This is a genomic window from Streptomyces sp. NBC_00353 (assembly GCF_036108815.1).
Classification (GTDB): Bacteria; Actinomycetota; Actinomycetes; order Streptomycetales; family Streptomycetaceae; genus Streptomyces.
Genome location: NZ_CP107985.1, coordinates 2449352 through 2465718, shown reverse-complemented (window position 1 = coordinate 2465718; position 16367 = coordinate 2449352). Strand labels below are relative to the sequence as shown.

The 16367-nt window shown below is 65.8% G+C and carries 5 protein-coding genes; all 5 read right to left on the bottom strand.

Annotated elements, in window-relative coordinates; translation table 11 throughout:
• Positions 1-96: 96 nt before the first annotated feature.
• The 5 genes from OHA88_RS11395 to OHA88_RS11375 all read right to left on the bottom strand — a co-directional run bounded on the left by OHA88_RS11395 (position 97) and on the right by OHA88_RS11375 (position 16295).
• Positions 97-1905 (bottom strand): DUF1998 domain-containing protein, encoded by a 1809-nt coding sequence (locus tag OHA88_RS11395; RefSeq protein ID WP_328625397.1) that lies wholly within the window; start codon positions 1903-1905, stop codon positions 97-99.
• Positions 1886-5065 carry a helicase-related protein gene (locus OHA88_RS11390; protein ID WP_328625396.1) on the bottom strand — a complete coding sequence of 1060 codons (3180 nt, stop codon included), beginning with the start codon at positions 5063-5065 and terminating at the stop codon, positions 1886-1888. Before OHA88_RS11390 ends, OHA88_RS11395 begins: the two co-directional genes overlap by 20 nt.
• Entirely contained in the window at positions 5062-6582 is a 1521-nt protein-coding gene (locus OHA88_RS11385) for a nuclease-related domain-containing DEAD/DEAH box helicase (RefSeq protein WP_328625395.1), read from the bottom strand. Before OHA88_RS11385 ends, OHA88_RS11390 begins: the two co-directional genes overlap by 4 nt.
• Complete coding sequence (locus OHA88_RS11380; protein ID WP_328629658.1) at positions 6579-11285, bottom strand: DEAD/DEAH box helicase; 4707 nt, start codon at positions 11283-11285, stop codon at positions 6579-6581. The genes OHA88_RS11385 and OHA88_RS11380 overlap by 4 nt, the downstream gene beginning before the upstream one ends.
• Positions 11286-12011: 726 nt before the next feature.
• Positions 12012-16295: an AAA family ATPase gene (locus OHA88_RS11375; RefSeq protein ID WP_328625394.1), complete on the bottom strand. Its 4284-nt coding sequence runs from the start codon at positions 16293-16295 to the stop codon at positions 12012-12014.
• Positions 16296-16367: the final 72 nt, after the last annotated feature.

Sequence of the window (16367 nt, the reverse complement as noted above, 5' to 3'; positions counted from 1 at the left end):
GACAGAATGAACCGCTCCGGGGTCGGTACGGATCCCGGAGCGGTCCGGAGACGTGGGGACTCGAAGCCGCAGGAAGCTCGCCTGCGCGCCCGTGAATCAAATGCCCCTCCTGCGCCGAGCCTCGTCGAGCACATGCTCGAGGAACCCGGGTACCTTCTCGCCGCCCAGGACGAGTTGACGGTCCAGCAGGCGGTTGGCCGTCTCACACGACGTCTCGCTGACGAGCGCACAGCCGTGGCACGCCGACAGATTGAGGTGCGACGAGCCTTGGCGGTCGCTCTCGATGCACACCGGGTCGTTCGAGCAGACATCGGCGTCGTTCAAGGCGGCCAACAGCAGCGGGAGGATCTTGTCCGGCCTACCCAGGCGAACGAGTCCGCCGAGCGTCCCCTGTGCATCCCCGGCAGCCGTGTAGATCAGGATGCCGGCGGTGCGGTCCGGTCGGTCGGAGTGGGCGTAGATGCGCTCTTGAAGCGATGCCGACGAATAGCCGCTGGCGAATGCCAGCCTGCGGATGAGCAGGTGGGCAATGGTGTGCAACGCGATGAAGCGCGGCTCGGGTACGTCCAGGCGGTGAGCCCATGTACTCGAGTTCCGCCGGTTCACCAAGATGTCGGCCCGTGAACGGACTTCGGGCAGACTCTCCCATTCGGAGATCCGGTCCTCGTCGAACCGGAGGAAGATTCCCTCGCCGAACAGCTCGATGGCCGGGTATACCGGCTTACGCCTCCGGTCGGGGCCGAGATCGACGGGGATGAAATCGGCATCGGCTTTGTGACGCCGAAAGCCCTTGAGTGCCCTGACCTCGCGGACACGGCGTACTTGGCCGACACCGACGAGTCGGCCGGTGAGGGTCGGTGGCCAATCCGACTCCGCAGACAACTTCCATCCGTCGACGATGAAATCGTCGGCGCTGTGGTCTCTGCCGCCGTCGAGCTTCTTGAGGAAGGCCGCCCACTCGCCGTCCTTCAGGTCGAGGAGCGGGGTCGTCGGAGAGTCGTCACCTCCTGCCGCTAGGGCGAGGACGAGTTCCGCCGAGACCCCGAGTTCGTTTGCGATCCATCCGGCCACCATCTCCGATTGCGGGCCGCCGTTGTCGTCGACCACCTTGTCGAAGTAGAGGTGGCCCCGGATCCGATCCGCCGTCTCCGCGGACTGCGGACGCTCCTCCGGGATGTCGAGCGCCGAGAGGCGCTCGGCGAGGTAGTTGCCCGTGGCGCCGCGCTGAACGGCGGTGAGTCGGTGCTCGCAGACGTTGCCCGGCTTCGACTCTTCCCACGGCTGGGTTCCTTCGCATCGGATGCCGTCACGATGCAGCGACTCTTTGGTGACCAGTTCGGAGAGCGGGCGGGACCGCTTGCACCCGTTGCAGTGGATGCGGAGCGAGGCCAGGCCTTCCCCGTGCTGCGACGAGCGTTCGAATTTCAGTTCCTTGTACGCACGGCAGAATCGCACGGCGTCGGTGACGCCCGCGTCGTTGCCGCGATGCGCCCACTTGAACCAGGGCACGTCCTGGATGTGGCTGCCCTTCTCGCAGACGGCGACGTAGCGCATCGGCACGAGTGCCCCACCGCATTCGCAGTGGTTGCTCCAGCGGCCTTTGTACTTGCCGGTGAGCTGCGAGAGTGTCGTGCACCGCTCGCAGAACCGCCAAGCCGGGAAGCGCCAGTAGAGCAGGTGCGCCGTCTCTCTGGCCGCGCGCCCCGAGTGAGCGGGTGCTTGTCGAAGGACGCCCGGGCCCAGGCGGGCCAGGAGCCGTTCGCAGCTGATCTCGGGAGCGTACTTTCGCTCCCACCACGAGGTGTCGGGCGCCACCAGCGATTGCCCGAGCACATCCACGATGGCCCCCACGCCGAACGGCGTGATCGTCTCCGAGAGACGCAGGTCATGCAGGATTCGTTCCACGGTCGCCCCCTCCTTCCAACGGCTCCCGCACCTGTACGGCGACGTTCGGCTCGACCGAGCGCATCGAGTCGGCGACGAGCCATCCTTCCCTGCGCTGGCCGAACCGCTTCAGCAGGGCCTCGTCGTCTTTCTTCCGGTAGTCGTACAGCAATGGGCTTCCCGCCTCACGTGCCGCTCTTGCGCGGCGGTCCCACTCGTGCAGGAGGTGCCACACCTGTTTCTCGGTCTCCTCGGCTTCGATGTGCTCCGAGCGACTCACCAGGTCGACGAACGCCGCGACGAGCCTGTCGATCGTGCCCCGCATTTGTCCGTCGTCGAGGTCGAGGCGGGAGGCGTGGTCGTTCGATGTCAGAGAAGGCACGGAGTGCCTCAACAGCGCCACCAGGGCGCCTGCCAGCGATCGCGCGCGGGACGCCGCGGACCACGGGGTGACGCTCGTCGGCTCGACGTTGCGATAGAGCGCCTCGTGGTACGCGCGGAAGGTCTCGAAGTGCGACCGGTCGCGCGCCCGGTTCGACCGGAACAACGTCGTGACGATGCCAGCGTTCTCACCACGACCGACCCGGCTGGTGGCCTGGATGTACTCGGCGGTCGTCTTCGGTTGGCCGACCATCAGCATCAGGGCCAGGCGGGGGATGTCGATGCCGACAGACAGCATGTTCGAGGAGAGGACGACGTCGACGGCTTGCTCTGTGAGGTCGGCGCTCCGGCCGAGCTCACGCAGATCGTTGGGCAACTCCTCCGGCCCCCGTCGGCTGGTGAGTTCCAGGACGCGGCCCGCCCGGACGCGCCGCAACGGCAGACCCAGACGGTCCGCACGCGGCTCCAGGCGTCCGTTCACGTCGTCGACGACCAACGTTCCCGTGCGGCCGAGCTCACGCAGACTGTTGTGGTACATCACGGCCGTCCAGTAGGAGTCCCGCGTCGCACCCAGATCGGGATGCCCGGCGAGCACCGCCGGGATTTCGATCAAGGGCGCGGAGGCGGCGATGACTGCGGACACCTGCGAGAGCGCCTGCGGCATCAGGCCGACGTACAGGCGACCTTCGCCGTTCTCGACGGGGCGGGAGAAGAAGGTCCGATCGTCGTCCAAACCAGCCGGCGGGTACAGCGCGACGCTTCGCCCGTACAGCCCCCGGACCTGCTCTTCGGAGGCACGGATCGTGGCCGTCGATGCGATGATCTTGGGGGTCGAGCCCCCTCTGCTCAGCAGCATCTGGATCACGGCGTCGAAGGCGGCGACCGTCGTGCCGAGCGGCCCCGACAGCAGGTGAAGCTCGTCCTGAATGATCATCGACGGCTGCCTGAACGGCGTATCGAGGCCGAGGAGACTGCCCGCCTTCGTGTTGAACTGAAGACGGGCGAACTTGTCCACGGTCGCGAGCAGGATCGTCGGCGGTTCCTCATAGAGGACATCGTCGACGACCTGCACGGGAAGCTCCTCTTTGAATCGGCAGCTCCCGCTGGTGCAGTGGATGACGACGTCGTTGCCGACGGGACGAAAGCCGTAACGACCCGGATCATGGGACCTGGAATCGGGCAGGAGCGGGGCACCGCACCACGGACAGCTCTCGATCTGGAACTGGTTCGCCTCCTCGGGCTGAGCGGCCTTGTGCAGGCGCTCGAGGGCGAACTTGGCCTCCCTCCTCGTCCCGGGCGTGACCTCGTTGCCGACCCACAGCCCGATGGAGAACGGAGACATTCCCTTCGCCCGCCGGTCGTCGTGTCGGAGGAGCTCCATCGCGCAGACGAGCGAGGCCGCCCGCTGGAACTGCTGGGACGTCAGGAGCCGGAGGGTGTATCGGGTGATCACCGCGGTTCCGGCACCCGCCGTGCCATGGGCGATCCGGCGACGGAAGATCTCGACGGCCGCCAGGCCGAGATACGCCTCCGTCTTTCCGCCGCCGGTGGGGAACCAGATCAGATCGACGAGTCTCCGATCGTCGTGCGTCTCGTCGACCGTGGACGCCAGAGAAACCAGCAGGAAGCCGAGCTGGAAGGGGCGCCATTGAGGCTCCTTCACCTGGTCCGGCCCTGTACCGCGCAAGATCGAGGTCTGACGCATCTGCAGCCGCATCGCGGTCATGCCCAGAGCGAAGGCGCGTCTCAGCTTCTCTTCTCCAGGGGCCCGTAGCAGGTCGACTCCGGCTTCCATTCGGCCCAAGGCCTTGCGCGCTCGGTCGGTGATCGATCGCGCGATCCGTGCGTCGACTCCGAAGCCGTCGACGCGGGCTTCTTGCTCCGAGACCCAGTCGGAGAAGGCCTTGACGAACTCGTCCAGCATCGACACGATCTCGCCCGGCCGCGTGTCGATCCGCGACAGATTGGCGAGACGGAGCGCCTTGGCCGCCTCGGATCCGTCGTCGAACCCGATGGGCTCGACCGCGGGAACGACGAATGCCGGTACGGGGTCGAGGAAGACCCGTCTGCATTCACCGTCTTCGCGATCCCAGTCGGCGGCCATGCCGTGGCCGACGGCGTAGACCGTCCTGTCCCGGTAGCGGAGTCGCAGTTCTGCGGACTCGTCGTCCAGATCGAAGGACCTCGAGGTGTCGTACTCCAGGAACCGTCCACCGGGTGCGGGCGTCACGCCGAGCGAGACCTGAAAGAGCATGCGACCGATGTCGAGCCGATCGTCGCCCGTGGATTTCGACCGTACGCGTGCGTGCACCGTCACGAGATGGGCGTCGCCGTAGGGGCGCCATCGCGATCCGATCTCCAGGGAGACGCCAACCGCTACGAGATTGTGGGGGGCGAGCTTCTGGGCGAGCTCCAGATTCTCGAACCGGAACGGGCTGCGTCGCCAACGCGGGGGTCCGTCTCCCGGGACCGGTTGGTAGGTCCCTCCCGAGAAGTCGCATGAGACGGTGGGGCGGTTCGTGACGAAGGAGATGGCGACGGACGAAGGGCGCCAGTCCTCGGCGAGCGGCACACCTGCGTCGCTCTCCTCGACGTCACCCGAGACCACGTCCGCCTCGACTTCGGCCTCCTGAGCGGTCATCTCGGGGCCGGGCGCCGACGATCCGGACGGGAACAGCATCCCGACGGAGTACTGGCGATCCGGCAGGTTGAAGACGACCTCGTCATCGCCGCCGTCCGGACCGACGTAGGCCTCTCGAAGGTGCTTGAGCGCCAGCTCCTGCGCCTTGGTCCGGGTCATCTCGTCACCGACCGCTCTCGGAGTAGTTGTTGGAGGCGTCGTCTGTCGTCCTTGGAAGCGAGGATGTGCAACGAGACGCGAGCGCGTGTCACGGCGACGTAGAAGGCCGCCGTCCCGGCTTCGTCGAAGACGTCGGGCAGGTTGCAGACGACGACGTGCTCCGCTTCCAGGCCCTTCACGTACTTCGGGCTCGTCACGATGAAGCCGCCGGCCGTCGCGGTGGGAGCCGTGATCGACTTCGTGTCGATGATCCAGATGTCGTTTCCGCGGACTCCGCCGGCCGCCAAGCGCCCGGCCACGGCTTCGGCCGCGTCGACGTCGGGGTCCCCGTCGGGCGTGTGCCACTGGACCTTCTCGCCGTGGACGATGCCCGGGTCCCCGACGTCCGCTCCGAGGTATTCCTGAACCATGTGCACGATCGCCCGGGTGTTCCGGACGTTGAGATCCAGGTCGACAGAGAGTGCCTCGGGGGCGATGAGCTCGAAGACGTCCTCGTCGAAACCTCCGTCGACGTGCGCCTGGTTGTTCATGTCGAGGAACATGCGCCAGCGGCCCGCGGCCCGCCCACCGAGGACGACCGCGTCGAGTGCGTCCATGTCCTCGGCGCTCATCAGGTCCTGCGCCTCGTCGACGAACACGGCGTCGTAGGCCTTGTCCGGCCGCAGCCGTTCGAACGGAACGAGGTCGATGTCGCGATCGACCACGTGCGGAGCGAAGAATCCCAGGAGTTCCGGGGAGCGGAACGTGATCAACACGGATCGCCCTTGATCCGCCTCCTGCTTGGCGGCCTCGACCAAGACGAGCGACTTCCCCGTGCCGGCGCCGCCGAACACCATGACCCGGGGATTGCGAGCCAACGAGGCGAGGACCCTCGACTGGCCCGCCGTGGCACGGTTCTGCTCCTCGATGACCGCTCCCCGCTGGGCGTCGATCATCGGCATGCGCGTGAACTCTCCGAACAGGCGGGCCCGCAGGTCCTCGATCCGTGCGAGTTTCCGGCCGGCCGGCGGCGTTCGGGCCGCCTTCGCCACCGTGTCGAGAGCGTCGGCCAATCCCGTGACGCTCATATCGTCCTTCGCCAGCCAGTGGGTCGGCTGCCATTCGATCGCGTGCGGGGGAGTGTCGACGTCGGGTGTGACGACGACGGCCTCGTGCGCGAACCAGCCGATGCCCTCCTCTTGGAGGATGTCTCTCAGCGCGTACATGGCGGACTGGGCCTGCTCCATCGGCGAGCCGGACAGCTTGTGCCAGTCGTTGCGTCGGTCGACGCTGTACCAGACCCCGTCGTGCTTGCCGACGCCTCCGCCCTTGGCCTCGACGACGATCACGACTCTCTTCCACAGAATGACGAAATCGGCCTCGGCCTGCTGCTTGTAGGAGTGGGAGCGCAACCTCACCGAGTGGAACGCGACGGCGTCGGGATCGCCGTCGATCTCCCGCAGAAGACGGGCGATTCTGCGCTCGGCGTCGCTCGTGGCGTTCCGCTCGATGTCCTTTAGGTCGGGAACGAGGATCACGCGCGCTGCTCCTGCCAGAGGTTCTCGTACTCGCGGTACCCGAGCAGCTCGGTGACGTCCCCAAAGTTGTCTGCCATGTCCACGATCAGGCATTCCTCCTTGCCACCGTTGGCGGGGCCGCGCAGGCCGCGGCCGGCCATCTGGATGTACGCGTTCGGGCTGAGGGTCGGGCGGGCGATGTAGAGCGCGCGGACGCCCGGCGCGTCGAAGCCCTGGATCAGCAAGTCGCAGTTTGTGAGGACACGAATCTCGTTGTTCTTGAATTTCGTGATGATGTCGCGACGTTCCTGTCTACCGGTCTTTCCGCTCACCGACGCAGCCTCGATACCGCGGCATCGGAGCGTCGCTGCAAGCACCTGGGCCGAAGTGATGTTGGGAGTGAACACCAGCACCGGCCAGGTGTCATCCAGCCCCATGATGTGGTTGGTGAGGATGGACATGCGGGCCTGGCTCTGGCCGATGCGGTCCAGAACGGTCGAGCTGAGTTTTCGCTGCTGCGTGGCTTCGGCGATCTCCTCCGGGCGGAGGGCGATCTCGATGCCGGGCAGCACCTCGTGCTGAACCCGCGCGAGTACTCTGCGCTGTGCGAGTTCCTTGTAGGCGTTTCCCTCGAATGCTTTGAGTTTGAGGTTGCCGAAACGGCTCGCAAGGGCGGCGTTGGCCGTTTCGGATGTCCCCTTAAACGGCGTCGCGGAAAGGCCGACCAAGGGGCGTTCCCATCCGCGGCCGGCTACCCCCAGCCAAGTCAGGATCCTCGTGTACCGTTCGGAACCGCCCGCACGATGACCCTCGTCGACGATGACCGCCGATGCCTTGCTGAGCCACTCGTATTCGGCATTGCCGAGGATCTCATCGAGCTTGGCGTCCGTTGCCACGATGGCGCTGAACTCGGTGTCCGGCTCATGCACTGTGTTGTTTTCCCATAGACGCCCAATCGCCAAAGGGCGCTCGTCCCCAAGTCCTCGCCATACTGTGGTCCAGGTCTGCACCGCCTGTTCACAGAGTTCCCGTGACTGAGCGATCCACAGGACCGGGCCACAGAGGCGCCACTCCATAAAGAGCCTGAGGATGCTCTCCACGGCAACTCGCGTCTTACCGGCACCGGTCGGAAGTTCCACCATCGCCTTGCGGTGACGACCGCCCGCCTCACAAAGCGTCAGTACGTCACTGAGCTGCCGACTGATCTTCTGCTGGAAGTCGTGTAGAGGGGCGAGCTTCACGGCCCCGGGGACGATGAACTCAGCATCCTGGCGTTCTGAAGGACGCCCGGCGTACTTGGCAGGGAAGCTCATCTTCCGCAGCCACGAGATAGTAGTCGCCCCACCCGCCCATTTCTTCGGGACGTCGGGAAAACCCTCCTTCTGGAACAGATCGGCGAGCACCTCGATCGAGTCCGAGCCGTATACTGTTAGGAAAAGTTCAGCGACGGAAGTATTTTCATCGACCAGTTCCTGGGCCGCAAGCGCCTGCCAAAGCCCCTTGGGCAAGGCGTCGCGCAGGTCGTCCGGGCCGAAATAGACGTCAAGCCGCTCTGCGTCGGTCGACGCCGCCTTGGCCTCCTGCCGAAGTGCTTGGAGCCGATTGTCCAGGCCCGTCTTGAGGACTCCCTCAAGGTCCGCATTCGTGAGGCGCAAGTCGAAGGCCTCGTTGACGAAACCGAGGAGTCGGCGCTCGTCGGCATCGCTGCACGCCACCAGACTCAGTCCGTCGAGGTGCCACTCGAGCGACTGCTCCTCGGCGCCGTTGTCCGTGGTCACACGCTTGACCAACTGGATCGCCCGAGTCACCGTCGCGTTGCCGAGTCTGTCGGCGACGTGTGTGTTACGGAGTCCGGTGAAGACGTCGAGCACCCGCTCGCTCTCCTGGGCTCCTTCGATGACCATCGAGAATGCGAAGCTGTCCTCGAATCGGCGGCAGCCGACGGACTTCACGAGATCATCGACTTGATCATCCGTCACCCTCAAGTAAGGGCGCTGACGAGTTGAGAGGTAATCCTGCTGCTCGTCCGTCGTGGCGAGGTACACCGATGAAGGGGAGCGTGGCTCGACCGCACGCTTGACTCTGGCGGGAATCCTGGGGGGCTGTGCACCCGGATACGCGATGCGGCACGCCGTTCGAATGAAATCCACCAGGACGGTGTCATCTGTGCCCGGAGCGAACAGGTCTGCTTCGAGCGCTTCCTTGAGAACGTGAGCGGGCACCGCGTCGAGCTCGGCCGGGAGTTCCAGGGCGTCGGCGACCTCTCGTGGCCCCTTGTACAGCGGGAGGAGGTTCTCGTATCTGATGAGAGACGGGGCGACGATGTCGGCTGGCCGGTGGAACGACCCTCGATTCGACCGCAGCAGACCGGCATGGTCCACCGCCCACCGGACCGGCGAGCGAACAGCATGAGTCCTGCCCGTGCCGAGATCCTCACAGGTCCAGTCGGAGTCGCCTGCTTGAAGCAGTTTGACCGTCCAGGCTGCGCGCAGCGACTTCGACGCGTCCGAGTCACGCAGGATCAACAGCGTTGAGAACGGGCCCGGGCCCTCACCGGGATAGAACTCCACCCTGTCGATCGGCCGTTCGCCGGGGCCCTGCTCCTCGTTGAGCGCCGCCAGGACCCACTCTCGGTACTGCTCAAGACACGGCTCGTCCTCCAGGGAATACTTCTTCACGGCCTCGCGAACGACCCCGAGCCCGTGGGCGACCGCGGGCAGGCAACGTCGATGATCCAGCGTCCTCTTCGCATGCTCGTCGCCCAAGGGTTCCTCGAGGTCGAAGACCTGGTGAGGCCATGCCCACCCGCTGTCTCGAGTCGGTACCTTGACCGCTGCCGAGTGATCGGCCAGCGCCTTCACCGCAAGGGACACGGGTACTCCAAGGACGGCGTCCCAAAGCTTGGTGAGTTCCTCATCTCCTGACGTGTCTGAGAGAGCCGCAAGGCGCGCGTTGAGGATTGCGAGCGGGTCGAGATCCCGGAAACCGGCTTTCCTTAGACCCTCGTCCACCCCTGGCTGTAGCAGAAAACCGGACGAGACGAAAACAGCTCCTTCGATCTCGACGTCCTCCTCCTGGTGTAGGAAGATGGTCCTCCAGTCCTCAAGCGCGCGCATGCCGTCGGTAGTGGGGATCACTTTCGCCCGATCGACATCGGGCAGACTCCTGTGTCCGAGTACGAACTTGAACGCGTTTGCGGCGGACACATCGTCCACTCCCTCGGCCCACTCGCGCAGCCAGGAGAGAAGCCCCCGCTTTGACAACGCCCCCAGGGCACGCTTCATATCCCTGTCGTCTCGATCCAGAAGACTGCGGGACACCGACGCAGCGAAGACCTGCCGGAGACGTGCCAGCCGCTGCGACGACGTGTAACACCGCCAATGCGGAACGTTGGCATCGGTGTTCGGAGACTCGATCCAGGCTTGATGAACGGTCGGATCGACCTCGATGGCGAAGTCCAGCGGTCGAAGTTCGTCGGCATGCGTCAGGGTGCCCGTGGCGTCGGGAACGAGATCGAGGGACGCAGACATCTGCGGCACATGTGCGCAGAGAAATTCGTCGCCGAACGAAAGCTGTTCCCTTCCCCGCGCCGGCATGTAGTCCAGGTGGGCAGCCGGATCGGCGGGCGTCGCCACCCGCGGCAACATGCCGACGAACATCTCCGACAACGTCCGGAGAATCTCGCGGTTGTAGTCGTTCTTGAGTAGCGTGGTCCTGTCGTCGTTCACGCTCCACGGAGCGTTGAAGAGAGCCGACGCCGAGGTTTGATCCTGGAGCGGGAAGTAGGACCAGAACCGCCCGATGCGCTGTCGGACCTGGTGCTTCGGAATCGCGACGGTGACCTTGACCTGTGCGCGGGAGACGGCCTCGCCGACCTGCTTTCGAGCCCTCGGAGTCGGCTCGTGCATCTGATCTTCGACGATCCACTCTTCGCCGTTGCCGCTCGGGTCCTCGATCCTGAACACGCCCCCACCGAGATCACGAGAGGCGTGACTCGTCGCGAACGCCTCGGCACCGAACACCCTGAGCTTCACCTCTCGCACGGCGGTGGCGAAGAGGAGGAACTCCGAGGAGAACCCCTCGATCTCTCGGCGGATCCGTCCGAGGTTCGATGCGTGTGGGAGTCTTACGATGGTGGACGCCCACTCGGCGAGCTCGGCGAGTATGGGATCCTCGGCGAACGCGGCGGCCGGGTCCATCAAGGTCGGGGTGCGCAGGATCGGATGACGCTTTGCAGTCGGTGCGATCTTGCCGATCTCGGCGTGAGCTGCAGGCGAGTTGAACTCGAACGACACTGAGCGGCTGAAGACCTGAGGAGCTTGCGAAACGGCGAGGACCGACTTGAACCCGAGTCCGAAGCGCCCGATCTCGTCGCCTCGTTTGCCGCTGAGGTGCGCGTGCGTGATCGCGGTGAGCCCGTTCTTCGAGAACGGGCGGCCCGCGTTGGCGCAGTAGAGGGTCTGACTCTCCGTGTCGAGGACGATCTCCACGTGACCGGTGGAGTCCTCTTGTGCGTCGCCCACTCCCGACATGGCGTCGGCGGCGTTTTGGACGAGTTCGAGGAGCGTCCGATTGGCATAGCCGCCCACTCGGATGGACTCCTCGTGGTTCGCATGCTCGGAGACGAGGTGCGGATTCGCCCGGTAGGAGGCGATGGCCCTGTCGAATTGATCCTTGACCTCTTGCGTGAGACTCTCGTCCGGAGTCCAAGACCGTCGTGTCATCGTCACGGGCGAACACACCTCGCCCCCGGGGTACCGACGCTGCGACCGGTCGTACGTCCGATCGGAGCGGCTTGAACCACAGAGGGACCGAGCACCGTCGGTCCTGAGACCGCCACGCGAGCCAGGTCTTGAAGTTCCGCTGTCGGGTGGACGCCCGGGCATCCGGTGGTTCGCTCGGCTACGACGCCAGCATCCCCCCACCCCGCTCTATCACAATCTTGCAACCCCAGCCCCCACCTATCGCCGTACGTCGGTCGGCCGTGTGTGACGCCGTTTATCCCGACTGCATGTGAATCTAGACGACGCGACCGACAAAGGCGACAAGAAGCGAGACCTCAAACAGGGACGATGTGCCAGCTCAGGTGCCGCAAAGCGGGTTGATCACGCAGCGGCGGGTGGACCACTACGCCATTCCCTTGGGCTGGCTTCGGCCGTGACGAAGTTCCTGCTTCGTGGATGCCCCCGAGTCGCAGCATCCAGCGGAGCGTCGAAGCGTGTTGAACCTTCCACGGTTCGTTCGGCCAAGTCGCCACTTCGTGAGCATCCGTCCGCCGAATGCTGGCCAGAGCCTGGCGGAGTCGGCTGAGCCCTCGCCTCGGCCGCCGGCGTCACGCAGGTCAGAAAGGACGTCACTGCGGCGTCCCCGGAAATGGAGCGTGCGTCGCAGTCACGGCGGCGGTGCTCAGAGAGGGGGCCGCGCTGTGGCAGTCGAACGGGGCGATGTCGTCATCCGATCGCGCGTCCTCGGTCGAGGGCTGTGTATGGGCGCAGGGGGAGATGCCGGACGTCCGGGGCCAAGCTGACGATGTCCGGGCCCACCCCTGCGAATACGGTGCCGTCTTCCGCCACTGTGATGGCGTGCACGCTGTCCGGAAACCAGAAGGCGTCGAGCTGTTCGCCGGTTGTCAGGTCCCAGAGCCGCATCGAGCGGTCTCGGCTACCGGTAAGAGCGTGAGGTCTTCCGCGGAGCATGACCGGCGTGATGGCGAAGATCGCATGTGTGTGTCCGACGAGATCGAGCCCTTGGTCGGCGTCGAATGCTGTCAGTCGGAGTCCGCCTTCTTCGTCACCGCTGATGATGTGAGGCCGCCCGTCGAGCTCGACCATGGCGATCACAGTTACGTTCACGGGATGTCGAATCAACTGCCGTGGCCAGGGCGTTCCCTGCAGGCGTACCGACCAAACCGATCCCGAGCGGACCTCCGTGGTGACGTAGGCGGTCGAGGCTTCCAGTCGTGTGACGGCTCCGGCCGTCGGTATGAGGACATGCTCTTCTTCCGGACTGTTTGAAGAGTCCGTCTTGCCTTGACTCCACCATCTGGGCGGGACGCCAATGCGATCAGAGGCGAAGAGCGCCAGACCACCGCTGGTCCACGAGATGTGCGGGACGCCCTCGATCGTGATCGAAGAGCCGTCGATGCGTTCCACGAGGTACTCCTGCGTCACGCTCGTGTCCCACAGAGCGAAACCTCCGTTGCGGCACGAGGCGACGATCCGGAGTCGCTCGCGGTCCTCCAGCACCGCGATGCCGGTGGCAGCGTCGGGGATCGGGTGACCGTCATCTTCGAAGAGCAGGGTGGTGTGTCGTCGTTCGCCCGTCTCGGTGTTCCACAAGACCAGAGTTCCGTCGTCGCTGGCCGATACCAATCGGCCGTCGGGTAGCGCCGACAAGGCGGTGATCGTGTGGGTGTGTCCGGCGTACCTTTGCCGCACCGCGTCTGCCGTCAAGTCCCAGATGCGGACGGTGCCAGCATCGCTGGCCGTGAGGAGTCGGGCATCGTGCGGGCCCTGGACGACCGCCACGCGAGTGATCTTCGGGGGATGGACGGAGACCTGCCGCGAGTGCCAAGGAGGTCCTCCTTCGATCAGGCGCGCGGTTCCGTCCTCGCTTGCACTGACGACATAGGCGGAATCCATCAGGCGCACAAAGGCGAGATCGGTGATGGCATCGGCGTGCGCGTCGTCCAATACCTCGTCGCTGATCCACACCGTGCCGCGGTGGTCGCCCGAGACCGGTTCGAGACCGAGGCCGAGCTCGAAGTAACGCACGCGAGTGGGCCACTCCGCCCATTCGAGTGGCAGGTCTCCATCGCCGAGTTCTTCGCCGTGGACGGTCAGAACAGACAGCCACTCGCTGTAGCAGGCGACCACACAGATGCCGTGACCGGCGACGTTCACAGGCGAGAGCTGCCAGACGTCGCCGTAGATCCGGTACGCCTTGAGATGAGTGGTGGACAGCAACTCCCCGGTCACCGGGTCCCAGTACCGAATGACCTTGTCTCCACTGGCGCTGGCGATCGCCGGTACCCCCTCGTAGGGCACGACTGTCATCGATCGGACCGGACCTTGGTGCCCTTGGGCCGTCCAGAGGCAACGCCCCGTCGTCAAGTCCCATCCTCGCAGGACGCCGCGGTGGCACCCCGTTACCGCAAGGAAGACACCTGCGGTCTCCGTGGCGACGGCACAGTTCACCGCCGAGCCGTGGTGGTCCAGTACGTGCGTCGTCTCGGTCGAATTGAGGTCCCACAGTCGTGCGGTGCCGTCTTGTCCGGCCGTCAGAGCATGCGGGCGTCCTCGGACCACGAGGGTCGCGAGGTCCGAGATCTCGCCTCGGTGCCCCGTGAGCGTCGCCAACAGTCCGGGATGCAGGTCACGGCCAGCGGTCCAGCGAATTCGCCAGGGCGTGTCCTGCGAGAGTTCAGCGGCCAGTTGCCACTGCTGGTGCCGTGCCGCGTCGACGGCCAGCACGTTGCGTCGCTGATCGGGCGACCGGTCGTGATGGGTTTCGTACGATGTCAGGTAAACCGCGCCCAGAGGACTCCGCTCGCTGTGGTAGAGCTCGTCCGTCAGGGGAGCCGGATCTGCGTGGACCAGGAACTCGGAGTCCTCGAGCAACTCGCCGAGCCTGCCCGCCAACGCGCCGTGGCGCGCGGCGTGGCGGAGCAGGTACGGCTCGGCGCTGACCCAACGCCGCTTACCCGTATCGCTCTTGCGTACTGCTGCGAGAAGGCGCTCCCAGACCGTGACCGCGTCCAGGATGGGCCGCTCGCGTAGTCGATCGGCGAGTCCTTGGTGAAAGAGGCGGTACAGCGGTGTGCCGTCGCGGTCGACGTTTCGACGTATGTAGAAGCGTGCGACCTGGAGGAGCTCCGAGGAGTCCGGCTGCCGTTCCCCACCCGAGGCCGGCGCGATGCCCGCGATTCGGGCGAGGAGTTCCTCCGGCATGCCGGATCCTTCGGCCCACGCCAGCGCGGCCAGAAACTTGTGCAGACCCGGTCGGGCGAGGATTCCCGGGTCTAGGTCAAGGACCGCGTCGAGGCTGCGGGGCACGTCCCTTCCCATGGCTTCGGCTTCGGCGGTGGTGGTCGGCGCGGTCTTCTGCTGTCGGAGGTGGCGGAGATAGAGCGCGGCGACGAGGAACTCGCCCCACTCCCGCGTGCCGCTCACAAGGATGTCGGCCATTGCACTGCCCAGGCTTTCGGCCACCGGGAGCGAGCACCATGCGGATGCGCCGAGGCCCGTGGGGCGCAGCACACGGCCAACGAAGTTCACCAGGTCCTTTCGCAGCCGTTCGGCGGGGACATGGTCCAAGTCGATGAGACCGCCGTGCGCATCGGCGGTGTCGAGAAGGTGTCGAAGTCCCTCCTCGGGACGGGTCGCGACCAGAACCCGACACAGCGGTTTCATGTCGGCTCGTTGCGTGGATGCCAGGGGCAACAGTAGAGCGGTGACGAGATCGGCCGGGTGCTCGGCCTCGTCCACGGCGTCCACGATCAGATGCGCAGGTTCGACCCTCGTGCGGAGTGCGGCCACCAACCGGTCTGCGGTCCACGTGCTTCCACGGGGCGGTGAATCCAAGTCCCATTGAGCTGCGAGGGACGAGAGGATTTCAGCGAGGGTCCTCCGCCGCGCGTGTACGACGGCGAGCCCTTTGACTGCCCCGGGCAGGTCGCCGCCCGATGGCCTCCACACCGATTCCGTGACCTCGCGAAGTTCCGGATGGGCGGCGCAGGCGAGGAGGCCGACCAACGAGGACTTGCCGACGCCGGGCACTCCTGTGACGACGCGCAGGGATGATCCCGATCCTTCCAACCACATTGCAAGCTTGCGCAGTTCGTCACTGCGGCCGCTGAAGGTCGGCACACAGCCGTCCCCGAAAGCGCTGTCGGCGCCGTGGGCCCGGCTCACGAAGTGACGCGAGTCGGCCACCTCGTCCAAGATCGTGGACGCCGCGGCGTCCAAGCCCCCGCGGCTGCGCAGGCTGTTCGAGTCGTATCGCGGGTTGGGGAAGAAACGGAGATGCGACAGGTCGTCTCCGAGAGCGGCGAGTGGGCGTTCCACCGTCTGTGGATATGAATCCGCCCCCTGCGCCTCGACGCTGCGGGCGACCTCGCGGCAGAAGCGGTCGATCGGTATGTACGGCAGAGACTCGTCGAGCTTCAAAACGCCGGAGGCGAAGCCGCGGAGTACTTCTTCGACGGCGAGGGTGAGCCGGCCGTCGTAAGCGGACCCGTCGGAGTGGCAGGCGGCCAACACCCATACGCGACGGCGCTCCGGGCGGACCAGCGATCGCAGATGCTCGGTCACCACGGCACCGGAGTGACAAAGGTCGAGGACCAGCAGGACGCATGGCTCTCTTACCCCGTCCGTGTTCCGGTTCTCGGCCATGTCGACCCAGCGGGCCAATGTCTCGGTGAATCGCCCGTCCCCGCCGACCGCTTGTAGACCGTGGCCGTTTCGGGTGGGCTCCCCGTGCGCGAGTAGATGGATGATCGTGAAGTCGGTGTCCGAGGTGACCGCTTTCGTCAGAGCGTCACCGAGCGCGGCTGAGGTGGAGGCGGGGTCGGGATCTGACTCCAAGAGGAGGTACGTGTACTGCTTCCCGAGCACCTCGCGCAAGCGCCGTGCGTACGGCACCGCGTACTCAAGCGGCTGCCGCTTCGGGGGCGCCTCGTCCGCGGGACTCCCGGCGTCGCCTTCGACACCGACCACAAGTGCCTGACGGCGCATCCATGCCCCCGTTCGCACACGTTCCCGGTCAGCCGGGAATTCAGCGTGAGGAAAGTATCCGACATCGCCCCG

Coding starts and splice junctions, on each gene's coding strand:
- OHA88_RS11390 (WP_328625396.1), bottom strand. CDS start 5,065: ATGACCCGGACCAAGGCGCAGGAGCTGGCGCTCAAGCACCTTCGAGAG.
- OHA88_RS11380 (WP_328629658.1), bottom strand. CDS start 11,285: ATGACACGACGGTCTTGGACTCCGGACGAGAGTCTCACGCAAGAGGTC.
- OHA88_RS11375 (WP_328625394.1), bottom strand. CDS start 16,295: ATGCGCCGTCAGGCACTTGTGGTCGGTGTCGAAGGCGACGCCGGGAGT.